Annotated in this window: 27 protein-coding genes; 9 read left to right on the forward strand and 18 right to left on the reverse strand. The window is 43.9% G+C overall.

What is annotated here, in order from left to right:
- Positions 1–77 precede the first annotated feature (77 nt).
- Positions 78–449 (forward strand): hypothetical protein, encoded by a 372-nt coding sequence (locus CP950_RS05430; RefSeq protein ID WP_096673163.1) that lies wholly within the window; start codon positions 78–80, stop codon positions 447–449.
- Between the two features lie 483 nt (positions 450–932).
- Here CP950_RS05430 and CP950_RS09960 read toward each other — a convergent pair whose 3' ends face one another.
- From CP950_RS09960 to CP950_RS05445, 4 genes are all read right to left on the reverse strand, one after another.
- Complete coding sequence (locus CP950_RS09960) at positions 933–1,109, reverse strand: hypothetical protein (RefSeq protein WP_165766419.1); 177 nt, start codon at positions 1,107–1,109, stop codon at positions 933–935.
- Between the two features lie 276 nt (positions 1,110–1,385).
- The gene (locus CP950_RS05435) at positions 1,386–1,964 is read right to left on the reverse strand and encodes a hypothetical protein (RefSeq protein ID WP_096673165.1); all 579 of its coding nucleotides are present in this window, start codon (positions 1,962–1,964) and stop codon (positions 1,386–1,388) included.
- Positions 1,936–2,313: a hypothetical protein gene (locus CP950_RS05440; RefSeq protein ID WP_096673167.1), complete on the reverse strand. Its 378-nt coding sequence runs from the start codon at positions 2,311–2,313 to the stop codon at positions 1,936–1,938. The genes CP950_RS05435 and CP950_RS05440 overlap by 29 nt, the downstream gene beginning before the upstream one ends.
- A gap of 85 nt (positions 2,314–2,398) precedes the next feature.
- On the reverse strand, positions 2,399–2,839 hold the full coding sequence (locus CP950_RS05445; RefSeq protein ID WP_096673169.1) for a DUF6641 family protein: 441 nt from the start codon (positions 2,837–2,839) through the stop codon (positions 2,399–2,401).
- 337 nt (positions 2,840–3,176) lie between these two features.
- Between CP950_RS05445 and CP950_RS05450 the strand changes: the two genes are divergently transcribed.
- Positions 3,177–3,626 carry a hypothetical protein gene (locus CP950_RS05450; RefSeq protein WP_096673171.1) on the forward strand — a complete coding sequence of 150 codons (450 nt, stop codon included), beginning with the start codon at positions 3,177–3,179 and terminating at the stop codon, positions 3,624–3,626.
- A 57-nt stretch (positions 3,627–3,683) separates the two neighbouring features.
- Here the strand turns inward: CP950_RS05450 and CP950_RS05455 are convergent, their stop codons facing one another.
- Together CP950_RS05455 and CP950_RS05460 are read right to left on the reverse strand one after the other, a co-directional pair.
- A complete protein-coding gene (locus CP950_RS05455) occupies positions 3,684–4,400 on the reverse strand; it encodes a hypothetical protein (protein ID WP_133092090.1) in 717 nt (238 codons plus the stop codon).
- A gap of 58 nt (positions 4,401–4,458) precedes the next feature.
- A complete protein-coding gene (locus CP950_RS05460; RefSeq protein WP_096673175.1) occupies positions 4,459–5,421 on the reverse strand; it encodes a hypothetical protein in 963 nt (320 codons plus the stop codon).
- A gap of 108 nt (positions 5,422–5,529) precedes the next feature.
- Between CP950_RS05460 and CP950_RS05465 the strand changes: the two genes are divergently transcribed.
- Positions 5,530–6,381 (forward strand): hypothetical protein, encoded by an 852-nt coding sequence (locus tag CP950_RS05465; RefSeq protein ID WP_096673177.1) that lies wholly within the window; start codon positions 5,530–5,532, stop codon positions 6,379–6,381.
- A 4-nt stretch (positions 6,382–6,385) separates the two neighbouring features.
- Here the strand turns inward: CP950_RS05465 and CP950_RS05470 are convergent, their stop codons facing one another.
- From CP950_RS05470 to CP950_RS05480, 3 genes are all read right to left on the reverse strand, one after another.
- Positions 6,386–6,952 (reverse strand): tyrosine-type recombinase/integrase, encoded by a 567-nt coding sequence (locus CP950_RS05470; protein WP_096673179.1) that lies wholly within the window; start codon positions 6,950–6,952, stop codon positions 6,386–6,388.
- Between the two features lie 464 nt (positions 6,953–7,416).
- A complete protein-coding gene (locus CP950_RS05475) occupies positions 7,417–8,220 on the reverse strand; it encodes a DUF3108 domain-containing protein (RefSeq protein WP_096673181.1) in 804 nt (267 codons plus the stop codon).
- Between the two features lies 1 nt (position 8,221).
- Positions 8,222–9,346 carry a hypothetical protein gene (locus CP950_RS05480; protein WP_096673183.1) on the reverse strand — a complete coding sequence of 375 codons (1,125 nt, stop codon included), beginning with the start codon at positions 9,344–9,346 and terminating at the stop codon, positions 8,222–8,224.
- 315 nt (positions 9,347–9,661) lie between these two features.
- On the opposite strand from CP950_RS05480, the gene CP950_RS05485 reads away from it, so the two are divergent.
- The gene (locus tag CP950_RS05485; protein ID WP_096673185.1) at positions 9,662–10,024 is read left to right on the forward strand and encodes a helix-turn-helix domain-containing protein; all 363 of its coding nucleotides are present in this window, start codon (positions 9,662–9,664) and stop codon (positions 10,022–10,024) included.
- A gap of 507 nt (positions 10,025–10,531) precedes the next feature.
- On the opposite strand, the gene CP950_RS05495 is transcribed toward CP950_RS05485, so the two are convergent.
- Positions 10,532–11,746, reverse strand: coding sequence for a tyrosine-type recombinase/integrase (locus CP950_RS05495; protein ID WP_096673189.1), 1,215 nt, complete (start codon positions 11,744–11,746; stop codon positions 10,532–10,534).
- 495 nt (positions 11,747–12,241) lie between these two features.
- Here CP950_RS05495 and CP950_RS05500 point away from each other — a divergent pair, with 495 nt between their 5' ends.
- Positions 12,242–12,556: a MarR family transcriptional regulator gene (locus tag CP950_RS05500; RefSeq protein ID WP_096673191.1), complete on the forward strand. Its 315-nt coding sequence runs from the start codon at positions 12,242–12,244 to the stop codon at positions 12,554–12,556.
- 12 nt (positions 12,557–12,568) lie between these two features.
- Here the strand turns inward: CP950_RS05500 and CP950_RS05505 are convergent, their stop codons facing one another.
- Positions 12,569–12,787 carry a hypothetical protein gene (locus tag CP950_RS05505; RefSeq protein WP_096673193.1) on the reverse strand — a complete coding sequence of 73 codons (219 nt, stop codon included), beginning with the start codon at positions 12,785–12,787 and terminating at the stop codon, positions 12,569–12,571.
- 197 nt (positions 12,788–12,984) lie between these two features.
- Between CP950_RS05505 and CP950_RS05510 the strand changes: the two genes are divergently transcribed.
- Positions 12,985–13,194 (forward strand): hypothetical protein, encoded by a 210-nt coding sequence (locus tag CP950_RS05510; RefSeq protein WP_133092092.1) that lies wholly within the window; start codon positions 12,985–12,987, stop codon positions 13,192–13,194.
- Between the two features lie 26 nt (positions 13,195–13,220).
- Here the strand turns inward: CP950_RS05510 and CP950_RS05515 are convergent, their stop codons facing one another.
- The gene (locus CP950_RS05515) at positions 13,221–13,802 is read right to left on the reverse strand and encodes a hypothetical protein (RefSeq protein WP_096673197.1); all 582 of its coding nucleotides are present in this window, start codon (positions 13,800–13,802) and stop codon (positions 13,221–13,223) included.
- Positions 13,803–13,894: 92 nt separating this feature from the next.
- Here CP950_RS05515 and ycaO point away from each other — a divergent pair, with 92 nt between their 5' ends.
- Positions 13,895–15,604 (forward strand): 30S ribosomal protein S12 methylthiotransferase accessory factor YcaO, encoded by a 1,710-nt coding sequence (gene ycaO, locus CP950_RS05520; RefSeq protein ID WP_096673199.1) that lies wholly within the window; start codon positions 13,895–13,897, stop codon positions 15,602–15,604.
- A gap of 5 nt (positions 15,605–15,609) precedes the next feature.
- On the opposite strand, the gene CP950_RS05525 is transcribed toward ycaO, so the two are convergent.
- Genes CP950_RS05525 through def form a run of 6 tightly spaced genes read right to left on the reverse strand, consistent with a single transcriptional unit; the run spans position 15,610 to position 22,020 of the window.
- Positions 15,610–16,293, reverse strand: coding sequence for a response regulator (locus CP950_RS05525; RefSeq protein WP_096673201.1), 684 nt, complete (start codon positions 16,291–16,293; stop codon positions 15,610–15,612).
- Between the two features lie 2 nt (positions 16,294–16,295).
- Positions 16,296–18,608 carry an ATP-binding protein gene (locus CP950_RS05530; protein ID WP_096673203.1) on the reverse strand — a complete coding sequence of 771 codons (2,313 nt, stop codon included), beginning with the start codon at positions 18,606–18,608 and terminating at the stop codon, positions 16,296–16,298.
- Positions 18,605–19,186, reverse strand: coding sequence for a DUF4390 domain-containing protein (locus CP950_RS05535; RefSeq protein WP_096673205.1), 582 nt, complete (start codon positions 19,184–19,186; stop codon positions 18,605–18,607). The genes CP950_RS05530 and CP950_RS05535 overlap by 4 nt, the downstream gene beginning before the upstream one ends.
- The gene (gene rsmB / locus CP950_RS05540) at positions 19,170–20,498 is read right to left on the reverse strand and encodes a 16S rRNA (cytosine(967)-C(5))-methyltransferase RsmB (RefSeq protein ID WP_096673207.1); all 1,329 of its coding nucleotides are present in this window, start codon (positions 20,496–20,498) and stop codon (positions 19,170–19,172) included. The genes CP950_RS05535 and rsmB overlap by 17 nt, the downstream gene beginning before the upstream one ends.
- Before the next feature lies 1 nt (position 20,499).
- Complete coding sequence (gene fmt, locus CP950_RS05545) at positions 20,500–21,495, reverse strand: methionyl-tRNA formyltransferase (RefSeq protein ID WP_096673209.1); 996 nt, start codon at positions 21,493–21,495, stop codon at positions 20,500–20,502.
- Positions 21,496–21,504: 9 nt separating this feature from the next.
- A complete protein-coding gene (gene def / locus CP950_RS05550) occupies positions 21,505–22,020 on the reverse strand; it encodes a peptide deformylase (protein ID WP_207760223.1) in 516 nt (171 codons plus the stop codon).
- A gap of 71 nt (positions 22,021–22,091) precedes the next feature.
- On the opposite strand from def, the gene dprA reads away from it, so the two are divergent.
- Together dprA and CP950_RS05560 are read left to right on the forward strand one after the other, a co-directional pair.
- A complete protein-coding gene (dprA, locus tag CP950_RS05555; protein WP_096673213.1) occupies positions 22,092–22,781 on the forward strand; it encodes a DNA-processing protein DprA in 690 nt (229 codons plus the stop codon).
- Positions 22,782–22,952: 171 nt separating this feature from the next.
- Positions 22,953–25,619, forward strand: coding sequence for a DNA topoisomerase III (locus tag CP950_RS05560; RefSeq protein ID WP_243391929.1), 2,667 nt, complete (start codon positions 22,953–22,955; stop codon positions 25,617–25,619).
- Positions 25,620–25,670 lie beyond the last annotated feature (51 nt).

Raw genomic sequence — 25,670 nt, forward strand, 5'->3', positions numbered from 1 at the left:
TGCCCTAATGCGCTTTTACTGTCGTTTCAACACGACTACGTAAGCATTTCCAATAAATACATAAAAGGAGAAGTGCTATGCGTATGAATGAATTTATGAAGGACGAGGATAAGAATGAATTGCTACAACTGCTAAACCAATTCTTTGCCAGTAAGTTTGCTGCGCCACAAGCTCAACCCAACCAACCCTCCCAACCTAAACCAACACCCCCGCCCAATAAAGCCATACCCTCACCAGCCTCTGCCCAACCCCCACAACAAAAAGCACCACCCCCACAAGCTAAGCCACCAACCCTTCCGCAAAAACTCCACAACGTACAGCAACGCAAAATGAATGCGCTTGCTAATCGCTATACCCAGTCCGCCTTAAAGCAGCAAGCCCAACCAACTGAAACAGATAAAGTGCTGGCGTTGCGTAACGTAGCGCAGCAAAAGTTTGACAACAAGTAAGTGTCGTTTCAACACGTCGCTTTATCTAAATGCGTTTATGCGCCAAAAGACGGGGTATTAGTGGTGAATATGGCTGTATAAAAAAATATTGGTGACACTGACGACAGGCATAGTAAAAATGGTTAAGCGTTGGCAACGTCACACGTTTTGAAATACGTAATTACGTTTTGCTACGCTACTTTTTATGTGAAGAAATTTTTAACGACTGTAAAAATATTCTGTGATTTTGTTTAGCAAACTTTGTAACTTACCAAACTCTAATCGCCCGCAAAGCCTTATTCTATATGGCTCTGCCGTCTTACAGGATGCTTTTCAATCCTCTGCTCTACCGACTGAGCTACCAGGCCAAGAGTTGGGATTATAAATGAAACTGTAAACAAGCTACGCAAATGTGTGTAACTGTAGTCAATCGCCTTGTATTTACTTAATCCTACGGCGAGTGGGGATGTGTAATCCTGTTCGACGGTGCTTTGCTTTTCCTGCTTACGCAAACAAGGCTTTAGTTAAGTTTTGCTGTGCTTTAACTACTTTTTGACGCTTGCGTTCGCTGTCTAACGCTCGGCTGACATTGTCTTTCTGCGTTTTTAATGCATCTAAGCGTGCTTGTTGCGGTGTAAGCGGACTAGTTTTAATCCTCTGCTCTATCTCTTTAATACGCATATGGCTGCATCCCTTATGCTACTTGGCTTGGCTGGTGGGGTACATTTGTCGTACCGAATATTGACTTAAACAACGCATACGCTTGTGCTTGATTTTGTGCGAACACGATTGTTTCTGTCCATAGTCCACTCGCTTTAACTGTTGCTCGGTATTTGTGCATATGAGTATTTATGAATGATGGGCTCTGGTGTCGAGTGCAAAACGACAGGCAACAAAAAACCCGCCTAAGCGGGTTGATTGATAATTAATGAATTAAATATTAATGGCTACTTCACCTTACTTTTGCTCAGCAGGCGTTAGTTCAATTGCCTGAACAAATAACGCATCGCCAATCTTTTTAAACTCTAGCGAATACAAATCAGGCTTTGTTATTTGCTCGCCTTTTAAATTATAAATTCTCATTCGCACGGTTGTCTCTTTTGGATTTGTAGCGACAACCTCATATTTAATGTTGCTCACCTGCTTCATCATATCGTCTTGTGCTACTGAAGCCATTCCAGCAGAAACAAGTCCACCAATAAATGGAATAAAGGCGGCTGCTGTTGCGCCAGCTGTATCAGCCTGCTTCGTATTCATTCTACAAGAGCCTTCCATACGCGTAAAAGAGCCATTAGCGGCAGTCGCTCCCGGCGCTTGGTAAATTGTGCAAGTGGCGCCCATGTCCTCTCCGCCATTTTTAATTGCCGAAGCTACTTCGTCCATCGGCTTTGTGAATTTTCTTGTTTGTGTTGCACGCAACTGAACAGGAGTGGCAGCCGCCGTATCATCATCAGCAGCGAAGGCAAATGAAGATGAGATGCACAGCAGGCAAGATAACGCTAAATTATTAATACGAAGTTTGTCTATATGCAACATTTGTCACCCTATGATTTTTATTAAATTTAAGCGTCACTATGAAGGTTCTTGTTGACCTTACAGCAACCGCACTTTGATATCCACCAGCAATTTCTGATTCAGTAGAAAATTTATCGTAAACCCAAGTTTCTGTTCCGTCGGGATTGGATGTAACAATATTTGGGCTGCCCATTACCTCTACCACTTCAGCTGATGATGTTCCTTCTTTGATTTTTGATTGAACTGCACCCAGCGTCAATTTCTGAGTCTCCATTTGTCTTGCTGGAATAGTTGCCAAAGGTGCGTAATTTGCACACGCACTAATAAAACAACAACCCATCAAAACAAATGAATAAGTCAATTTATTCATATTTTTACCATTTATATAAATTTTATAAAAATTAAATTTATCATAGTTTTTAATTAGGCTATTGTAAAAAACTAATAGTAAACCCTTACTTACCGAATCCTTTACGCAAATTCACACTTGCTGTTGCAATCTGAGCGTCTAGCTCACCTTGCTCTACAGCACTTTTAATAGTCTCCAATGCTTTAATTAAACCTTGTGCTGTGTCGCACTCTACGCTGTGCTTACCTTTTGCCAACTCAATAAGCTGACTGCCGTATTTAATGCTGACGCAAACTTTGCCAGCATCATTCTTAAACCACCATTCCCGAATACGCTTGGGGATTTCTACTTGGCGACGCAAACCAGTTTCTTTATCTTTAACGCTTTTGAACTTGGTCACAACAAATGGCGTGCCATCTATGTGACTTTTGGCTAGCTGGATTTGCTCCCATAGCTTGCTAGATAGTTTGTTCCTGCGAAATACTACGGCAGGGATATGGGTAGGTTTTTTAGCTGTTGTTAGCTTGAGTGATTCCAATGCGCTCATTTAATTCTCCTTGTTTGTTAATGGGCATATTTAATTTAGTACCTGATTTGCGATTTGGTCGACCTCAATTTGTCCAAAACCACCAAATATCACCATTATTTTTGTTTGACTTCCTTTAGCAAAGCTAAATAAGTGTGAGTGGCGAAGTGAGTTGCGAATGAGTTACTAAAGAGTCGCTGTAAAGAAGTAGTTGCTAGTTTCGATAGTTGCTATTGAGTTACTACTTGGGACAAATGAGTAACTCTGACTCGTAACTACGCAACCCGAAACAAGCAACCTTCTTTTGAGATCTGCAACTTCTTCTGCCACTCACTGCAACCAACAAGGAGAAATCAATATGCAGAAAGAAATCGCAGTCCGTCTATATCAAAACGCCAAATATGGCACCACCTACGCTAAAGGTGTGCGCCATCAAGCCCTGTTTAATGCTGCGGCAGATATTAAAAAACCCAAAGTCAAATATGTCTTGGATTTTTATACTTATGCACATTGGGAGTTTTTAGCTAAAGAAAATCAACTAGATATCGTCAATCAAGTTCGTAATGAAGTCGATAAAGACACATTGGTCAGTTGGGTACTGCGTTATGACTTGGCGACCAAGACAAAGACAGCAGTCTATGGCTTTAGCACACTCGATATGAAGACTAATAAGTTAATACTATGTATTTTAGATAATGATGCGGGAGTAGAAGATAGCTGGCAACTTACAGCCAAACCTTGCAGAGCGGTGGCTGGTAAGAATGTAGCTGAGCTATTGGCTACTAATTGTGAATTAGCCAGCTGGTAGGCAAGAAAAAACCACTGTCGTGCCAAACACGACAGTGGCTGTGGTCTTGCATATTGCTTATTGAGGCATAACACCGCCTAAACCTACTGCTGAAAAAACTATCTCATCCATAAAATTACGCATAGAGCCTTTTGCTTTTCCAGCTATAGCTTCAATTGCTTGGGAATTCATCGCCATTGAAGGCAATCCCATTACTTTAAGAATGGCTTGTCCAAGCGGGACATAACTGGCTAAATCCACTACTTGATTCATTTCTATAAGGTGACAGCGGTTTTGAATGCCGACATCCACTTTATTAAGATAATTTGTTGTATAGAAAAACATACAACGCTTTACCCCCATTACTGCTTTAAGTGATTGCTGAGCACCAACAGTTAATTTATCCACCTCATCAAATACAAAATAATGATGATTAGATTGATGCCAAATCGACACCTTGTCAGCACTTGCATATACGGCATTTGCAATACTGGTAATGCTTAAACCACCACCACAACGAAACATATCAGTCATTACACTATCACGGTTTGCTGCAGGCATTTCGCAAATGTTTTGCGATAAGTTCCATTCACCAGCATGACTTGCCTCAAATAATTCAGGCAATAGTTCAGCCAAGGTGCTTTTACCAGTACCCCAAGTGCCATGCAAAAGAATGCCATTTTTTCCAGCAAAAGGAAAAGGCATTTTTTGAGACAAAATATATTCCAGCTTCTGCTTTTCAGTTGCACTAGAAAATAAAAAGTCATTCAAACAATTTGGATTTAATCCATTCATTTCGATCTCCATTTCGTAAAGGAATAGGGAGGGCTTTCGCCCCCCCCCTTTATTTTTGTTAAGCAATTACTTCTTCAAACAAAGTGCTTACATGAGCTAAATTTGCCGCTTTACGCTCAGCCTCAGCTTTTTCAGCTTGCACTTTTACAAATTGCTCTGCCAACTTCTGTTCTTTTTTTGTTGCAGACTTTAGGACTTTTTCTTGTCCTGCCAATTCTTTGGCAAGCTCCTTTTCTGCATCCTTATCTGCCTTTAGATCAGCGCGAATCTTTGCCTGTTTAGAGCTGTAATAAGCCGCTAGTGCTGTATTAACTGCCCCATCATGGCGAATAACAGCATTTACTTCAAATTCGCCTGTAGGCAAGTAAGTAGCCACAAACACCACTTGCTTATCTACCCAGTCAGCATTTGCGCTCACTACTGAGGCATCAAACTTAACTGTATTTAGAACAGCTTCGCTTACTTCGGCTTTAACTAGCGCAGCTCGCTTAGTGGCTGACAAAGGCTTAGTGCCGCCCATACGAATTTGCTCAACACCACCGTTGTCTTGCAAAAATGCAACCAAGTCTTCAGCACCAACTTCTTGTCGCAATGCTTCGCGCAAGGCAATAGAGTAAGCAGATACACGACGACGATCTACGCCAAATACACACTTAACAACACGGGTCATATCGTGTGTTGTGGCGCCAAAGCTATTGGTATAGCCTTTATCAGCGATAAATGCTTCCATCGCTTCTAACTTAGCTTTACGCACTTCTTTATCAGCGTCTTGCTTCATAACTAGATAAAAGCTGTAAGCCTGCTTCAAAATACTATACAAGCGATTATTAGACTGAGCAAGCTCAACTGTTTCCCAGCTGATGCGAGCTGACTCCAAAGACTTCAATTGCTCAAATGCGCTAGGCTGAGTAGCAGGTGTCGTGTTTGACACGACAACATTGCTAGGCACGCCAAGAGCAGCCAAGTTGATGGATGGGTTTACTGAGTTTGCTACAGTAGAATCAATGATCAAATTTGTCATGATTTGTTACCTTTCTTAATAGCGCTTCCGTATTTGCAATATGCTTTTGGTCGCGTTAAATAAGATGATCAAGCCAATCTGAGGCTTCTTTTTAGGGTTTTGAAGAATATGGAACTACCTAAATCACCCGCAAAACCACCAGTCAAAAAAGCGCCTAAACCCAAGGCTGGTCAAGCACAGTTGTTCTTCAAGGGGTTGCCTGAGGATGTGCGCTTTAAGAGCTACAGCATTCCTGAGTCACTAGAAAGAGCTAAAGGAACGCTATACGAAACTTGGTTTAATGCCCTGCAGCTATCACCGCACTACCAATTACTTTGTGAAACTAATGAATTCCCAAGTAATGAAGCAAAACGCACATTTGAATTATTTGGCGACTTACGTAATGTCGTATTTGACACATGGTGGATAGAAGTGGGCTATGGCATCTTTGCTGAAAAAAAGCCATTTAATAAAGTTTCTGTAATCAATGAAACAGATGGCTTTGGTGAAGATGTCAAAGTCTTGCATTTAGAAATTCCACTTAATGTCTCACCTAAAACATTGCGAGCGCAGTTTGATAACTTATTGGAGCTACACCATCCTCATTACAAAGACTTTGATCGTTGGCATGCGAGCACAGCACCTGTGCGCATGGAGTCCCGCAAACTCACCTCAGTCTCACTCAATATTTGCTTGGATGTTTATCGCTTGTTTCTCGAAAAATCCAAGCAAGGTGAGGCATTGCTGTATGAGATAGGTGAGGAACTCAGAATTAACCCCAAGCTCAATGTAGTGCATTCAGATAGGGCAATTGAGGTTAACGAAAAACGCATCAAAATGTCATCTGCCGTCAGTGAGTATTTAGAAAAAGCTAAGAACTTAACGGCGCACGCTACTGAAGGGCGATTTCCTTGCACAGACAATCATGATTGGATTGAGCGACAAACCAGAGCGCCGCGCAAATCCCGCTACGGCGATTGAGTGCTCATATCAACTCAACTGCCGCTCTCTTCATATCGTCGTTCACATCAATGTATTTCTGCGTTACAGCAATACTCTTATGTCCCGCTAAGCTAGCCAAAATACGCACAGAGATGCCCTTATTCGCCAAGGTCGTAATAAATTGCCTACGACCACTGTGGCTACTAGCACCCGCAATACCCGCTCGCTTATAAAGCCAAAAGAAGTGCTGGCATAAGGTATTAGGCGTCCAGCCCAAACGCTTAGATGTATGGAACAAAGGAATATCGGGCATGGTGATATGGCGTGTTTTGAGATACACAGCCAATTCTTCTTTTAGCTTGGCTGGCAAGAATACGGTTCTGCCGTCATTCCCTTTGGTTTGCTGTGCACTTAAACGGATTTCGCTTTTAATCGTGCCATCGTCATTTAATACATCTCCCATTTTTAATTGGGCAATTTCTTTAACGCGAAGTCCTGCCCAATATCCCATGAGTAACATTGCGCGATTGCGCTCTGCATAAGTTGTGCTGCTGATGTAGCGTAAGACTTGTTCTAATTCATTTGTGGTGAGTGTTTTTGCTTGAGCCATTTTTGTCCTTTAGATAAATAAAACTGTGTATGCAGTTTGTATTCTTTTGCTCAAAAGGACGACCAGTTTGCGTCAAAAATAATCTTTCCAAGAATCAATGACTTAGCATTTAGCGCCGCCAAAGAAAATAGCAATAATCTTTGGTGGAGCTAAGTGTATTTATTCAAATCGTGGGATAAAGACGACGAATATAAGTAAACATCTCAAATCAGCTCTACACGCTTAAAACGGGGGTTCTCAGATGCACAGCTATTTGGCGCGCCGACAACACAGCGCATAGACGGTTTTTGAGGTGGATTTTTAGGGGCTACGGTGTCGTGTTGAACACGACGGTAATTAATCTCGCTCCAAACTCAACATAATTTTTTCAGCAAACCCTAAAAAGCCATTACTGACAACTTTAAAAAGCATCCCTATCGCATATGAAATGGACAGAGCTGTATATAAAAATGCCTTCTTAAACATTACAGAGCAGGAATTGTTTTTAGGTCTGCTTGTATAGTTGCGCCGTAGCGCTCACCAAGTCCAACAACCATCCTTAATGGAATATTATCTTTTTCTGTTAACCAAATCTCCAGTGTAGAACTGTCGTCCTTTGTGGCTGCTTTGAAATAGCGGTAGGCTTTGACCTTAATTCCATTAAATGGAAAATCCCACAACTCCGCCTTGGTCAGCGTATATTGTTTTAACGATTTTGAATCGGTAATGTTATAGCTAGCTGTTGTTGGTGGGGGCTTACGACCAACAAATGTGTACATCACATTTAATAAATCCAATAAGTTGCCTGTTATTGCAGCTGAGCCAGTCTCTGTTTTATCCTTAATAAAGAGGACTTTTCCAGCTTTGCTATCTAGCTTAGCTTGTAAGCGCTCAGTATTCCCACGCTTTTCTATGTAACTCATCGTAGAAAGTGAATCTTTGCTTACATCGCCATAAGACTGTCTGTGTAGTTTTTGATTTGATAGTGCCAAATTGAGCATGGGTGTGAGGGTACCGATAGAGTTTATTTGATAATTATCAGCGCCGATTTCAACGATATCGCTTATATCTGCTGCATGTACCGAACCAGAAATAAAACTTAGGGCTTTTTCATAAACAGCTGGTTCTTCACCGCTTTTTTTAAGAAACGCCTCTCGTTGCTTAAAGTCTACCTTCAAACGCAATTCGTAATCAAATTGTAATTTGGATGGAATTTGCTTTTGCCCATACGATGCATGAGTAAAGGATAGGAGGATGGCTACCATCAAAGTTTTATCTAATAACCCCATCTTATGCACTCTTTCCTTGCTGAGTTAGCTTTAGCGCAAAGGCTAACAGTAGGCCAGTAAAAAGACCAATCAACAAACCCATAGCCAGATATTTTATATGGGGTGGATTTTCAATATCTATAACTCCAGCCTGCTTAAGGCCGTATAATTTTTTTGTTTGGATCGTGGACAAAGATACTTTAATTTCCTCAACAGCAATTAACTGAATGTTATTCCTGATTTCTTTCTCGATTTGTCCAGCTACATTTAGCAACTTAGCCCCCAAATCATCCTCGCCCTGATTGTTCTCAACTAGAAGTATTGCTTGTTTTACAAATTGTTTATAAACAATATTTTGACTCTCTTCATCCCTGTATCTGGCCAGAGACTCCTTTAGATTATTAACATCTGTTGTGGCGGCAAAAATCTGAGTTGTGATGGGCAAATACTTTGCGCCACTGTCTTTTGCATCAACTACTTGACCCAATGTTGTTGTAGTTGCCGGAAACTGCCCCTTTAAATCATTAAGATTTTTGATTCTTTTTTGCAGATAATCTAACTCTACTTCTGCGCTACTGATTTTTTTTCTTAACCCACTATCAATGGTTATTGCCTTTAACTCGTATCCACGAACCAAATCTCTTAATTCGATATATGTTGAGCCATCAATAAAAAATTTACTTGCCTTCTCTACTCTTTTCTTCGCATCTTCTTGTGTAGCGCCTTTTGAATTTATCTGAATTGAAGAAATTTTTGATCCAGCAGCATTCAATGCAGTTGCATCAAGTAAATCTTTACTATCTGCTTTACTAACCAATATATTGGGCTTAATACTTTTTGACCAAAACGCCTCCGAACCCAAAAAGCTATCGTCGAGATTTTTTAGTTTTTGCTGATGTTCTTGCTCTAGCTTTGGTAATGCTGACTGAAGGTATCTAATGCGGGGTATATCCAAACCGTCATAGTTATAGAGGGTAATTGTTGCGGTATAAAGTCCAAAAATTATCGAGACAGCCAATCCGACAATGGCACCAATGAGTCCTACAACAATTATTCTTTTATAAAAATCTCTAATGAATTCAACAATATCTTTAATGCTTATTTCGCTCTGGTTATCTGATGGCGCAACTTCATTTACTGCCATCATTGTGAGATCCAATTCAGAATTATTGAAATGGCAAATACACAGATACCACTAAATATCAAAATATTTAGCAGAGCTATTTCTTTAAATATTTTCTTTAGATAGATTGCTCGTATATCAGTGGTAGGGTTTTCCATGAGGCTCGCTTATCATTAAAAACATAACTATTGAGCCTCAACACCAAAAGAACAAGTCAAACAAGATTTGTCTTTAAACATTTAATAAAAGTATTTAATTTAAATATTTTATTTCATTGACTTAAGTCAATAATAATTATATTTTTTATACATATACCTAATTTGAAAAAATGAGCAAATAATGAATGACAATGCGTTAGATGTGCTTGAAAAAATTCAAGCTGTGCGAAGCTGGGGTAAAGAAAATTTACCCTTCTATGAATCAGTTATCGCAAACGATCTAATCATTTTTCTGGCAATTGAATTTGTTAAGGGTAAGCCTTTAACTGTTAAGCGATTATTTGCCTCTCTTCCATATTCGTATACGGCAGTTAGACAACACTACAAGAGACTATTCAAAGATGGCTGGGTTGAACATATCTCTGATGATAGAGATAGGCGAATTAAGTACATCAAACCAAGTGAAAGATTTATTAATGTGATTGAAGCATACGTTCAAACTATCAAACATGCTTTTACCCCCCCCCGAGTTATCTCAACTTAATAATCAAGGATAAAAAAGCAAATATATGCTTAACAAATTATTTAGGTTTCTCTGCCCTATTCGAAGCTCTTTTGTAGTCGAAGAAATAGATCTATTGCGTAACATTGTTGTTTTAGAAGACAAAGCTTTTGGTATTCGTTGCGAAGTTAATATTGGCAATAAAGGATTAAAAGAGGCAAAAATAGCGGGGCCATATTGCGTATCCCTCTTATATAAAGACGGAAGCACAAAAAAAGCACACTTTTTACGCTAGCCCAAGACCATTTTGAAAAAACACGGGGTTTCAAATAACAACTCTTGATTTTGAGAGGCGATTAATCGTCGTTGAAAACATCTCAAAGGGCATTAGATATGAATTTCCTAATGAGTTTGAACAGCTTAAGAATGCACAAATTCATGACAACTATCTTTTAGTTATTGAATCAAAAGATGGAAGGAGAGAGTTAATTCAGTTGTTGGAATAACAATGCGTGCTGTCGTGTCAAACACGATACCCTGACCCCTCATTTACGCCAATCTCTCAGCTGCCATTGTTGCCGTCATCTTGCTGTAGTGCCGTTCAATCATATTTACACTTGTCCCCATTTGCCTAGCAAGCGTATGTATATCAATACCACTTGCTAATGCAAATGTCGCATAGGTGTGTCGCAAGCTGTATAGCGTTCTATGCTGTCCGCCACTATCCACACGCATACTGCTCCGCACCATTAAGTTTCTGAATATATTTTCCATATTGCTTATCTGCGTGTTGTTAGGCAAACAAAAGATGGCTTTGTCTAACTTAGCTTCAATTAGTCCATTCAAATTTGTGTAGTCCAACTTGTGCCAACGCATTAGACGCTCAAATACTTTTATCACTTCGTGCTTGGCAATTAAGTGTCGTGGACCAGTTTTGCCGCTTACCCAAATACGCAAATATTTTTTATTGCCAATCCAATGCCACTGCAAATGCTTCCAACGCAAGCGTAGTGCTTCTGTGCCGTGTCTTACTCCAGTGTTTACCAAAAATTTTATGTAAGCAACGCACAGCGTTCGCATTTGTCTTGTGCGTTCTGTATAGCTACTCTTTACCCAAGTCTCTGTATAACTTATCAACTCAATAATTTCCTCTTTAGTAAAGGCTGGGCGAGGCTGACTACGCTTGCCTTTGCTATCTAACATTGGCACAGCACGATTGTGTGCAACATAACCACGCTCTCTCGCTAAATTCACAACACGAATGTATGCGCTTGCGTGATTGCGTTTGGTACTTGCCATAGGCACTTTATTCATTTCAGTAATCCGCCACGCATCAAAGTCAGCAAGCATCTCAGTTGTAATGTTTTCTATTTCGTAGGCGCCAAAAAAAGGAATGAGATATTTATTGATTGCAAAAATATAATCTCTATAACAACGACGACCCGTGTTGTTATCCAATGCTCTACTCATATTTGCAATTTCATCTAATGCAATTTGCTTAAATGTTCTTGTTGTAATTGCCAAGCCAGCGTCTGTTTTTATTTTTACAGTCTCAATAATTGCAATTGCATTGATTTTTGCTTGCTCTATATCGTCTGTATTTGTTGTCGTGCTGTGCCACTTGTTGTTTGCTAACTTAAATCGTACTTGCCACTGCACCGACTGCGGACGCTTATACAGCAAGGCTTTGCCGTCCATCAGCCTTACTTGTTTAATAGCGTTTACGTCAAACTGTGTTGCGAATAATTGTTGTAGCGAGGACATACACGCAAGTATGTTTTCAAATGCCAACTTGGACGACGATTAGTTTTTTATCGTCGCAAAAATCCCACGCGATACTCTGCGAACAAAATTATGTGTGTGATTTTTTTATTGAGTGCCGCAGATTTTTCTACGAATTGAACGGCGCTGTGAAGAGGAGCTTTTGACTAATGTTTACAACTGTCAAACATCGAAAAATATTTTTTTCAATCCTCTGCTCTACCGACTGAGCTACCAGGCCAAGAGTTGGGATTATAAATGAAACTGAGTTTCCGCTCGGCAATCCCTGTTTAATGAGCTATTTAGCTCCACTTGGGTTGGTCGCGCTTAACTTTTTTGGCCATTTCACTGCGCTAGGTTAAAAGCAGTCAATTATTTAACCCGATCCCATAAATGGGGCTAACACACACTGATTAGTCAAAAACCTGACGCGATCGCTTTATTGTTTATTAAATTTATGGTTAAGTGTGTCTTTAGCCCTAAATTAAGTCACAAATAATGCTTAAGAAATACTTTGATTACCTTGCCATTTTGGATGACAGTAATCAGCAATTGAACTTGAACGCCATAGACGTTCTGCTATTGAACTACGTCGCCAAAGCAGAGTATGAGAACCGCAAGCTTAATGTAATGGATTTACTGTTGCAAAGACACATTGCTTCACAAGCTGCAATTCATGGCAGGCTGAAAAAATTAGTCGGCTCTGGCTTGATTGAGCTAAAAGAAAATAAGAGTGATGGCAGGGTAAAAGGGGTAACACTCACTAAGCTTGCGCGCAAACGCTACGAAATATTGAGTAAGGCTATTGCCTGAGTAGACCTCCCTTTACTCAAATAAATCAATAATATTCTCGTGAGCCCAACTCAGTAAATCCCTATTCTCGTCTTTGCTCAGCTCATTCTGCAAAATGTCACTCAGAATGACATCGCCACTATCGCTTAAAAAAAAGGGTGTATATCCATCGGGATAACGCTTATCTTTTCCATATAAGTCATAAATAATATCTAACAGTCTTACCGAATTTTCTGCGTGTTCGTTTGTCATATAAGTAAGGTTATTAATTTATAGAAACTATAATATTAAACAAGCATAGTTGAAAAAAGCGCGTTTTGGAATGAAAGAATTAATCTCAATAAGAAGCTACTAGCTTAATTCAGCACCTTAAATAGGAAGAGCTCATCAATGAGTTTTACGGTTTATGCAGCACTCAGATTAAAGTTTTGAATGCTTTGGCGATCCTTTTGTATGATAAAAAAGATGCTAAGGTGGGCGATCTCATTAGTCTTGGTCATATTGCCTCCCCGGCAACCATTCATGCGGCCCTAAAAAAACTTACCCATAGCGAGCTAATTTGCTTTAGAAATGCGGTGGATAGTCGTGCAAAATATGCAGAGTTGACTGAGCTGGGCTTAAAACGCTTTAATGAATTAGCTAAAGCGATAACCAAGTAATTCCATCAATTGGGCGTTTTTGGGCCTTATCTAACCCTATTAATAAGACTCTTAATCGAATCCTTATGCCGCATGATTAGCACTAAGGCGCAAACAAATATGGCATTGCCCGCAAAATTCGCGATGATAGCGGCGAAGCCGCTATGCAAGAGATTGCGGCTGATTTGACTGGTTGTGAGGCTGTTAACCCCATAGGCAAATACTATCCCGTTCACCACGCTGGATACGGTGGCCAGTGCCACCACTTGGTAATAGCCAAGATTTGATAAATCTTTGTTTACCTTAAACAATTTCAGCCCTAACACCACAATCATATAAAGCACTGAGCTGGTTGATAGCGCAACAATGAACCAGCTCATCCAAGGCTGGCTAGGATCAGTAATGAGAAGGCGTGTAAATGCTGCGACCGCGATGCCTACAAAACCCCGCCATTTGAATACCATCATCGCAAAGAGCTTGACTCCCGCCGGGAGAAACAAATAATAAGTGACTGGCCCAATCTGAAATTGCGGCAAGAAGAATACCGGTGCCACGAAAATCCAATACAGCACAAATGAGAGCAACATCTCAATAATGTAGCTTTTGTTAATTTGGGGGATTTTGATCATTCGTTGGCAGGACTCTTTACAAGTATTGTAAGTGCCTTTATTTCAAGCTGATACTTTGGCTTACTTGCTAGCTAAGCCCTTTAGAATAGGGAATGACTACAGAAAGCTTTATTCCGGGCAAAGATGCCTCTTTAGAATCCACAATTGCCACGATGCAAGCAAAGTTGGCGAGTCGCGGATTTTTTCTCAACGAGTCCTCTTTACTCAATCCAGTTCAAGGGATTTGGTCGACTCACGTTAAGGATAGAGACTGCCCGATGCTATTTGCCAATGGCAAGGGGGCAACTGAGTTAGCGGCTAGAGCCAGTGCGTTTGGCGAGTTCTTTGAGCGCCTTGGCACACATTACTTTTGGACCCACTTTTATCTTGGGAAGGCCCGCAGCGAACGTGCCTTTGTGCACTATCCGCAGGAAAAGTGGTTTCCGCTAGAGGGTCCAATCTGGCCCGCAGGCCTTCTAAATGAAGAGTTGCATGCTTTCTACAACCCGGAAGGAGAGATTGACAGCTCAGTATTAGTCGATTTGAATTCTGGCAATATTGAGCGCGGTATCTGCGCTTTGCCGTATGCCCGCCTACGCGATGGCGAAATAAGCTATTTTCCGGTGAATATTATTGGCAATTTGTATGTCAGCAACGGCATGGCCGCGGGTAATACGCTGATGGAAGCACGCAGTCAGGCGCTTTCTGAAATCTACGAACGCCATATTAAATACCGCATTATTAGTGAAGGTCTGTGTCTTCCAGATGTTCCGGAAGAAGTGATAAACCGCTATCCGAAGATAGCATCTGGAATTGCGGGATTACGTGACGCAGGTTTTGGCATCTTGGTCAAAGATGCCTCTCTTGGCGGCGAGTATCCAGTAATGAATGTCACCTTGTTGCATCCAAAAGATCAGGGATGCTTTGCGAGCTTTGGTGCCCATCCCCGCTTTGAGATTGCCCTAGAGCGCGCCCTAACAGAGTTGTTGCAGGGACGTGCCCTAGATGCCTTAGAGAACTTTGCTGAGCCAGGGTTTGATATGGATGAGATTAATTCAGTAGCCAATTTAGAGATTCATTTTGTGGATTCTAGTGGGGTGATTAGCTGGAACTTTTTGAGCAGTCAGGCTGACTTTCCCTTTGTGGACTGGAACTTTAGCAGCACTACTGCTGAAGATTACGAGTGGCTCTGTAAACGCATAGAGAAAGATGGTTACGACGCCTACGTGGCTGACTTTTCAGAACAAGGGGCATATGCCTGCCGCATTCTAGTTCCGGGGATGTCTGAAATTTATCCTGTGGAAGATTTAGAGTGGGAGAACAATAGTGTGGGCAACCTCATTCGCCCAGCGCTAGTGAGACTTTCGACGCTGAGTGACGCTGAAATAGAAAATCTCTTGGCTGAGCTACAAACACTGAACCTGAATGATGAGCGCCCCCTTTGGGAAATATTAGGCTTGGCTATTCCCGTACAAACCGCTTGGAAAGAGCTGCGTATTGGTGAGTTGAAAACCTTGCTGGCGTTAGCGATCGGCGATAAAGAAGCCGCCCTCGAGGGATGCGATTGGATTCATCACTACAAACAAATGAGCGCGTCGCGTCGCCTGGTATATCGCTGTATTCAGAATTGCTTGCAGTTAGAGGATCCCGGCCTTTACGATGCGTCGCTGGAGTTGCTGTACGGACCATCCACCCTGCGTCAAGCCAAAGCGCTTATATCTGGTGAAGAGCGCTTCTTTGATCTGGCGGATTTAGGTGAAAATATGGAAGCCAGCCAGATGCATCAAAGCCTACTAGCGGCATACGATAAGTTGTTTCTTTAGGGCGCTTAAGCCTCACCTTTATTACGCGATGTATCGATTCCTAAGGCCTTGAGCTTGCGATAAAGGTGGGTTCTTTCTAGGCCAGTGTAATCCGATATTTTGGTCATGCTGCCACCCATGATGAGCATTTGATGTTCAAAGTAGGCTTTTTCAAATAGGTCTCTGGCCTCTCGCAACGGCAGATCAAAGTAGGTTTTAGCGATGCCGCTAATATATTCGCCGCTCGGTTGCGCTGCTGGCTGCTCACTTGGCACAGGTTTAGCATTCTGGCCACCGGTGACCATCGTCTGCGTTAACTTGCCTTCAAGTGGCTCTACATATTTAGGCGAACTTTCCAAAGCTTTGTTAACTGTTTTCAGCAGCTTTTGTAAAGCAATCGGCTTCTCTAAGAAATTCAGGGCCCCAATGCGGGTCGCCTCAACAGCCGTATCAATGGTTGCATGACCAGACATCATGACCACTGGCATGGTCAGTTGACCGGTTTTAGACCACTCTTTCAGCAAAGTAATGCCGTCTGTCTCTGGCATCCAAATATCGAGTAAGACCATATCTGGGCGCATTTGCTCACGTATTTTCCGAGCTTGGATAGCACTCTCAGCCGCATAAACCGTATGGCCTTCGTCGGTGAGAATCTCGTTGAGAAGCTCGCGAATACCCATCTCATCATCCACCACCAGAATACTAGCCATGCTTAAGCTGCCTCATTTGCAAGATTCATAAATAAAATTGATACCCGAGCTCCAACCAGTTCTTCTCCCTGCTGACGATTGCGAATTTCAATCTTTGCGCCATGATCGTCAATAATTTTTTTAACTACTGCCAAGCCTAGGCCAGTGCCTTTAATTTTCGAAGTTACGTAAGGCTCAAATGCCCTTGCCAGTATCTTAGCTGGAAATCCTGACCCACTATCACTAATTGAGAGTCTTACCGCATTTTGAGCTACGCCACTCATTTCGCCATAGGGAACGACTTCTGTTTTTATCTCTACTGGCGCCTCTTGATGATGGCCCTCTAAAGTCGCATCTTGCGCATTTTGCAAAAGGTTATGAATCACTTGTCGCAGCTGAGTAGGGTCGCCCATGATGTTCGGGCAATTGGCATCCAATCTGGTGTTGATAGGGCTACCTTCATATAAGCCTAAGATTTCAGAGATCAAAGTATTGATCGAGACCGGTTTTAATTGGGGTGTAGGGGTTTTTGCAAAATCCCTGAAGTCATTGACCATTTCTTTCATGGCTTGCACTTGGCCAATGATAGTCTCCGTACTGCGGTTGATCATTTCTTCCTGTTCGGGACTTAATTTACCCGCTAACTTATGTTGCAGTCTTTCTGCTGAAAGCTGAATTGGAGTGAGGGGATTTTTAATCTCATGGGCTAGGCGTCTTGCCACTTCACTCCAGGCAATTGAGCGCTGGGCGCTCACAACGTCAGTAATGTCATCGAATACGACCATGCGTAAATCTGGCGCTAACTCAGTGCCGCGCACAAATAAGGTAACGCCGAGCTCGCTTTCAAATTCATTGGTGGCATGTAGTTGAATTTGCTTTTGCCAGACTGGGGAGGTCTTGTCTGTGGCTAACTGGGCAGCATCTTCAGGTGCAGTTAACTTCAGAGTATCGAAGCCCTCCTTAATCGCTTGCTCAAACTCAACCAAACTTGGATTGTCACTTAGTGGTCGCCCATCGTATTTGGTCAGGTCCTTACCAAAGATACGATCCGCTCCTGAATTGCTAGAGACTACATTGAAATTTGCGTCGAAAATACAAACCCCAGCAGTTAAGTTTCCTAAGACGGTTTCTAAAAAAGCTTTGGATTCTTGTAAAGAAGTTCGTGCATCTGCTAGCTGCCTCGTCATCACATTAAATTGACGAGTAAGCATGCCGAGCTCATCGCCGGTATTTAATTCAGGTTTCGGCGACAAGTCTCCCTGAGCTACGGCTTGCGTCCCCTTGAGCAACATCAGCAACGGTTTTGCCAATTGCCGCCCGAGTGTCAGGGCTAAAGTAACCGCAACAAACAAAGCAAAAAATAAGGTGAGCGTCAGGGTGCCCACAAACATCTTGCGCAAACCCGTTCTTCCTAGAGATTTTTCTTGGTAGTCACTATAGGCCGCCTGCACAGCAACAATATTTTTGGCAATATCTTCTGGCACGGTTTTGATCAGCTGAAGATACCAAATTTCCTTTTGTTGCTGAATGCTGAGCCCAAAGCCGCCACCGCTAGAAGGCCGCTCAAGCACGAGGGGAACCACCGCACGCAAGCGATAGGCTTGCTGTTCACCGTTATTTTGAGGCTCATCGATAAAGCCAACACTCTTTAGGCTTGAAGATTGTTTCATCAACTCTAAACTTGGGGGCGCTGATGGCTCCTGCACATTGCTGGAGGCTGCCATCGCTATCATTCCTTGCTGGCTATTAAAGATCGTAATTTCTTCAATACCAAATTGATCCCTGTAACGCGATAGAAGTAGACTGAGCTCGGCCGGACTTGAGCGATTAGGCAATCCCTGAATTTGATTCGCCACAATCTTGCCTTCATCTTGCAGCTCTTGTAGTGAAGTAGAAAAAGTGGCGCGCCCAAGTTGGAGTGCGGACTCTAAGGCGGACTCCACCTTAACGTCAAACCAGGTTTCAATACTGCGTGATACGAATTGCAAGGAAACGCCATACAAAATGAGGCCAGGTACCACGCCGACCAACGCAAAAATCATGGCCAACTTGGCGATCAATCTTGTGCCAAAGCGACCCTTACGCCAACGAATAGCAATCGCGATCACCAAAGTGAGGATGACGATGATAAGACAGATACCAACGACCACATTGGCCGCGTAAAGCCAAATAAAGTAATTATCAAAAAACTCTGTATTTGATGAAGCGATGGATAACAAGACCAATAACAGCAATGCAAAAACAATAATGGCTGCTGTCGCAATCGATAGAGCACGCCTTTTCCAAACATCCTTTTTAAAGAGGTTCAGAAATATAGGTGCGCCCAGACCCTTCATCGCTTAATGAGGTTAGGTCCGTTAGGAAGAAATGGAAAGCGCACCCAATCGCTAGTAATGTTCCAGTCCTTATTGTTGAGTGCATTCACCTGAAATGGCTTCGGCAGCTTACTCAGATCTAGCGTCATTCTGAAAGCAGCGGCATAGGACTTGCCAGGATCAATTTGAATATTATCAATCACTCGCCAACCCCCAATGCTGCCTACGGCTTGTAATGCTTCAGCAATGGTTTTCTCTGAAAAAGAAAAGCCCTCAGATGATATGCGGTATTGCTGAGTCAAGGGCTGGTAAGACAAGCGGGTCTGCCGTTGTGTCAAAACCGTTTTTTCTTCGAACCAATACCAGCGAGCGCGGGTTAACTCAAACTCAGTCTGGAAGTACAGTACGACGCCTTTTTGAACTGCGTCCTCAAGCCCAGGGGTGAGTTCAATTTGAAATGAGGCATTCAAGAGCCAGTCGTTATCCACCCGCTCGAGCTCAGCCGATCTGATTTTGATGCCCTCAGCATTGGCCGCACCCGACAGAACTCCTAGTAGCAGCAAACAAGCGCAGAAAAATTGTTTAATGCGTGGGCTCATGGCTCATTTTCTGAAATAAGGCATAGTAAAAACCATCATTTGTCTCAGTCGGCAAAATTTGTCCGGGGGCGTTCAATCGTAACGCATCGGACTGGTTTAGAGCAAACCAAATTGCTTGCACCTCGCCCTCCTCTGGAAATAGCGAGCAGGTCACGTACAAAAGTAAACCCCCTGGCTTAAGCATCTTCCAAGCCTGAGTCAATATTCCCCGTTGCTTCTCTTGCAAGTTGCGGATATCCGCCTCACGTCGCAGGAAAGGAATATCAGGATGCCGTGAGACGATGCCAGATGCAGAGCAAGGGGCATCAAGCAAGATCTTGTCAAATAGTTTGCCATCCCACCAGCTTGCTTTTGAGGCGTCGCCTCGAATAATCTTTACTACATCTGAATGCAATTGCAGGCGGTCTAAATTGCCACCTATCTTTCCTAAGCGACTCTGATCAAGCTCAAGCGCAATAATCTCGCAATCGGCCAGCTCCAATAGATGTGCGGTCTTGCCGCCAGGGGCAGCACAGGCGTCCAGAATGCGTTCACCAGGCTGTGGATTCAGAAGGACTGCTGCTAACTGAGCACCCGCATCTTGCACAGAAACAGACCCACTATAAAACCCGGGCAATGCGGAAACCGGGACGGGATTCTTTAATAGCAAGGCGGAGTGCAGGGGAATTTCGGCAAGTGCTGCAATTGGACTGGCAGAGATGCCTTCGGCCTCTAACAGCTCTTGATATTGACTACGCGTATATTGCCGTTGATTCACGCGCAAAATCATTGGGGCACGCTGCGCCTGCGCAATGAGCATTGCTCGCCATGACTGCGGATAGTTTTTCTTGAGACTGGCACGCCACCAGGGAGGAAAAAACATCGGAATAGGATCTGGTGGATAACTCTTTTCCCCTTTTGGCGGCGCTACTGTCAGACTCACTTTGCGCAGCACGGCGTTGACTAAGCCCTTGGCATACATTGTCTGATCATATAAATCGCAGGCGCGCACAGCCTGATCGACAATGGTGTGGGCGGCGTAACCTTTGCCGTCTGTATTTTCTTGCAAAAACAAAGCAATAGCTACGCTTAATAAGTGATCTACTTCAGGCGGAGGTGCTTTGGGAATCAATAATGCAATCAGCTCGTGCGAGCGCACCCATTTTCGTAGCGCATCGAAAGTTAAGCTTTGGACAATTGGTCGCTCATGGGCATCTAACTCTTCTAAAACTTCTGTGAGAGAGCGCCCTTGCATCACTTCAGTTACCACTTGAGCGGCAATGGTCATCGCTTCAGCTAGCGGCAAACTATGGGGTGTTTTTAAGTCAGACAAGCTATTCCTTTAGAAACTGCATCCTATTTTCTTGTGAAGTGGCGGATTGCAAACAAGCACTTGCACTCATTTTCTTCCCGCCCGGCTTTTGCATTTCCTGAACCTCAATCACGCCCTGCCCACATTGAATATAGGCCGAGCCATCACTCAATCCAAGAACCTCCCCGGCTAATGCCGTTTTGGTAACAGGCGCGCTTTCTGCTACAGCAGATTGCCAAAACTTAAACGCCTCTCCATTCAGGCTGCTAGTCGATCCAGGAAATGGATTAAATGCACGAATACGTCGATCAATTTCTACTGCACTTAAAGCCCAGTCAATCTCTGCTTCTTTTTTTAATATTTTTTCCGCATACGTAATGCCGTCGGTTGGCTGTGGGGTACGTTGCAATTCCTTGCCCTCCTGCAAGCGTGCCAAGGTTTCTACCACGAGAGTGGCGCCCAACACTGCTAACTTATCGTGCAGGGTACTGCTGGTCTCAGCTACCGCAATAGGAATCGCGCCCGTCAAAACGACATCTCCCGTATCAAGGCCGGCATTCATTTGCATAATACTTACGCCGGTCGTCGGGTCGCCTGCCTCTATTGCTCTTTGAATCGGCGCAGCACCACGCCAGCGGGGCAATAGAGAGGCATGAATGTTAAAACACCCATGGCGTCCTGCAGTCTGAGCAACGTCAAGAATCTCTTGGGGAAGTATTAGGCCGTAAGCCACTACTACCATTGCATCAAAGCTAATCTGATTTAAAAGCGCATACGCTTGCGATGCCTCTAATTGCTTGTGGGGATCAGAAGCATTGCGCTTAAGAGATTCAGGTTGAATAAGAGGAATTTGTTTCTCGAGGGCTGCCAATTTTACTGGGCTGGCGTGCAGCTGCATTCCTCTGCCAGCACGTCGATCCGGTTGCGTGAGAACTAAAACGATTTCATGACCAGCTTGTTCGATTGCACGCATCGCATGCGCAGCAAACTCCGGGGTACCAGCAAATACGATTTTCATTGGGGGCGCTTAGCGCTGACTCGCCAATTCTTTAGCGCGCTTTTTCATTTTAAGAGAGATCCGATTGCGCTTCAAGATGGATAGGTACTCCACGAAAACCTTGCCCCGCAAATGATCCATCTCATGCTGCAAGCAAACCGATAAAAGACCGTCGGCCTCAATCTCGAACTCCTTGCCATTTTGGTCTAAGGCTTTTACGTGAATAACGTCTGGTCTATCGACCTCGTCGTAATACTCCGGAACTGAGAGGCAACCTTCACGCCATGATTTTTTTTCGGTACTTGCCCAAACCAATTCTGGGTTGATAAATACCATCAATGCATCTTGGTTTTCTGACACATCAATTACCAAAATCCGTTCGTGAATATCTACTTGGGTTGCAGCTAGGCCTACGCCGGGAGCGTCGTACATTGTTTCCGCCATATCAGCCACAATTTTCTTGATGCGGGCGTCCACTTGCGCGACCGGTTTAGCAACCTTGTGCAAGCGGGGATCGGGATAGCAGAGAACTGGTAATAAAGCCATGTAGGAATTATCCAACAGAGTAATGAGACTGTCCTGATTGTGTAAATTTAAGCACGGTTCAGAATTTCTGCATGAACCCACTAAACACGCCAATTGTCACTTGCCTCTCTTGGCAGGACCCCGCATACCCCAAGCGCCTGAGGGATCTTTTTGACCCTCCTAAGGCTATATATATAGAAGGCGATATTGAACTATTAAAGCTTCCGATGATTGCCATCGTGGGCGCACGGGCTGCTAGCCCTAATGGGCTGCAAAATGCACTTTTCTTTGCCCAGGGGCTAGCCAGAGCGGGTGCCCTCGTCGTTTCTGGTTTGGCTCGTGGCATTGATGGGGCGGCTCATCGAGGCGCCTTGGGCGAAAAGCCCTATCAAGCAACACTGGCAGTGTGCGGCACTGGCCTAGACCTGGTTTACCCTCCAGAACACGTCTATTTGGCCAATTGCATTAGAAATAAGGGCTTGTTGTTATCGGAATTACCCCCGGGCGTTGGCCCAAAAGCATTTCATTTCCCTAGGCGTAACCGCTTAATCGCAGCCCTTGCTCTTGGCGTTGTGGTCATTGAGGCCGCCAATAAGTCTGGCTCGCTAATTACGGCGAGACTTGCATTGGAAATGGGCAGGGAAGTGTTTGCAGTGCCTGGCGCCATCAATAACCCCCTTTCTCAGGGCTGCCACCAATTGATTCAGCAAGGGGCCAAGCTGGTTTGTCGCCCTGAAGAGGTCTTAGAAGAGTTGTATGTTCAGCCTAAAAGTCGCATTTAAGGCCTCCAGCGCGGGGTTTTTAGCGAATTTGGCTCGTATTTGGACTTTTGTCAATTTATCGGTTAATAATAAAAAAGGGATAAATTCATAATCAACTTTCCATTTGGTTTAAATTGATCATCCTTTTTTAGTATCCAGAACTTCTTTTTAGGCTCTTATTTAGGCAAAAGCGTGGCTAAAGCATCTACCAAAAGCACTTCCAAAACCTCCAGTGTGGATCACCCAAAGGCGCTCATCATTGCGGAGAAACCATCCGTTGCAAACGACATCGCCAAGGCATTGGGCGGATTTACTAAGCACGAAGACTATTTTGAAAGCGACACTTACGTAGTTTCTTCGGCTGTAGGTCACTTATTAGAAATAGCTGCTCCCGAAGAATTTGATGTGAAGCGCGGTAAATGGTCTTTTGCCAACTTACCAGTAGTTCCGCCTTACTTTGATCTGCGCCCAATCGCCAAAACAGAGGCCCGCTTAAAGGTATTGCAAAAACTGATCAAGCGCAAAGATATTAACGAGTTGATTAATGCCTGTGACGCGGGACGCGAAGGTGAATTGATTTTTCGCTTAATTGCACAACATGCCAAAGCACCCCAATCAATTAAGAGGCTTTGGCTACAGTCGATGACACCGAATGCCATTCGGGAGGGCTTTGCCTCCTTACGCAGCGATGTCGACATGCAGCCCTTAGCTGATGCAGCGCGTTGCCGTTCAGAAGCAGATTGGCTGGTAGGCATTAACGGCACTAGGGCTATGACGGCCTTTAATAGCAAGAGTGGTGGATTTTTCTTGACCACCGTTGGGCGAGTCCAAACACCTACGCTCTCTATCGTGGTTGAGCGCGAAGAATTAATTCGTAAGTTCGTCTCAAAAGATTATTGGGAAGTAAAGGCGGAATTTATTGCCTCTGCCGGTGTCTATGAAGGTCGCTGGTTTGATCCTAAATTTAAGAAGGATGCCGCAGAGCCCGATGCGCGTGAAAATCGCTTGTGGAGTGAGGCCGCCGCCCAAAGCATTGTGGCCGCTTGTCGCGACAAAAAAGCGGCCGTTACTGAAGAAGCCAAACCAGCTACTCAGTTAGCGCCGCAACTGTTTGATTTAACTAGCTTGCAGCGCGAAGCCAATGCCCGCTTCGGCTTTTCTGCAAAGAATACTTTGGGCTTAGCGCAAGCGCTTTATGAGCGTCATAAGGTACTAACCTATCCGCGTACCGATTCAAAAGCACTTCCCGAAGACTACTTGGATACTGTCAAGCAGACCATGGAGAATTTGGTCGAGAATTCACTAGAGTATCGTCCGTTCGCCAAACAGATTCTGCAAGGCGACGGCAAGGACACAAAAGCGGGTTATGGCTGGATTAAGCCTAACAAGCGTATTTTCGACAATACAAAAATTTCAGATCACTTCGCCATTATTCCTACTTTGGAGGCCCCAAAAACCTTAAGTGAGCCGGAGTTGAAGTTGTATGACTTGGTAGTGCGTCGTTTCTTGGCCGTCTTTTATCCAGCCGCTGAATTCCGGGTCACTACCCGCATTACCGAAGCGCTCGGTCACCACTTTAAAACTGAAGGACGCGTCCTCGTTCACCCTGGTTGGCTCACGGTCTATGGCAGATCAAACCAAGCGGATGATGAGCTCGTGCCAGTACAAGAGGGTGAGAGCGTCCAAACAGACTCTATTGCAGCTGTGCCATTAAAAACCAAACCGCCTGCACGCTATACCGAAGCCACTTTACTGTCGGCCATGGAAAGCGCGGGTAAGTGGGTTGACAATGACGACATGCGTGAAGCGATGGCCGAGAAAGGTTTGGGTACGCCCGCTACCCGCGCCGCAATTATCGAAGGCTTATTGGCTGAGCGCTATATGGTTCGTGAGGCGCGAGAATTAATTCCCACTGCAAAAGCATTTCAGTTGATGACTTTATTGCGCGGTCTCGATGTCGAAGAACTGACTCGCCCCGACCTTACGGGTAACTGGGAAAACAAGTTGTCGCTGATTGAACAAGGCAAGATGAATCGCGATACCTTCATGCAAGAAATTGCGCAGATGACGCAGCGAATTGTGAAGCGTGCCAAGGAATATGACAGCGACACCATTCCCGGCGACTATGCCACGATGGCTACACCATGCCCTCATTGCAAGGGTCATGTCAAAGAAAACTACCGTCGCTTTGCTTGTGAAAAATGTGGTTTTACAATCAGCAAAACACCTGGTGGGCGTGCCTTTGAATACCCCGAAGTAGAAGAGCTCTTGCGTGAAAAAACGATTGGGCCTTTACAAGGATTCCGTAGCAAAATTGGTCGCCCATTCGCCGCTATTATTAAATTAAGCGAGATCCCCGAGGATGACGCAGATTATCCAAATGCGGGATTCAAACTTGAATTCGACTTTGGCAATTCCCAAGAAGATGAATCTGAGGCGATTGACTTTACCGGTAGGTTGGCCTTGGGCGTGTGCCCCAAATGTTCGGGCGCAGTGTATGAAGACGGCATGCGCTATTTATGTGAGAACAATACGGGCCCCAATAAATCCTGTGATTTCAAAACGGGCAAGGTTGTTCTCCAGCAAGAAATTGCTAGCGAGCAGGTCCAGAAATTACTTAAAGAAGGTAAGACGGATTTGTTGACCAACTTTAAATCGAATCGAACCGGTCGTGGCTTTAAGGCTTATTTAGCTTTAGACGCTACAGGCAAAATCGGTTTTGAATTCGAAGCTAAAGCCCCCAAGGCTGAAGGCGCAGCTAAGGCTCCAGCGAAAAAACGTGCGGGGGCCAGTGCGGCTAGCAAATCAGCCGTTAAGCCCAAGCGCGTGAGTAAGGCTAAGTCTTCCTCGAGCACTTGAGCGCAGATTAGCTTTGCCGCTAGGGCGGACCACAAAATGCCGCGCGACCCA

This window comes from Polynucleobacter meluiroseus, assembly GCF_900205755.1.
Taxonomy (GTDB): Bacteria; Pseudomonadota; Gammaproteobacteria; order Burkholderiales; family Burkholderiaceae; genus Polynucleobacter; species Polynucleobacter meluiroseus.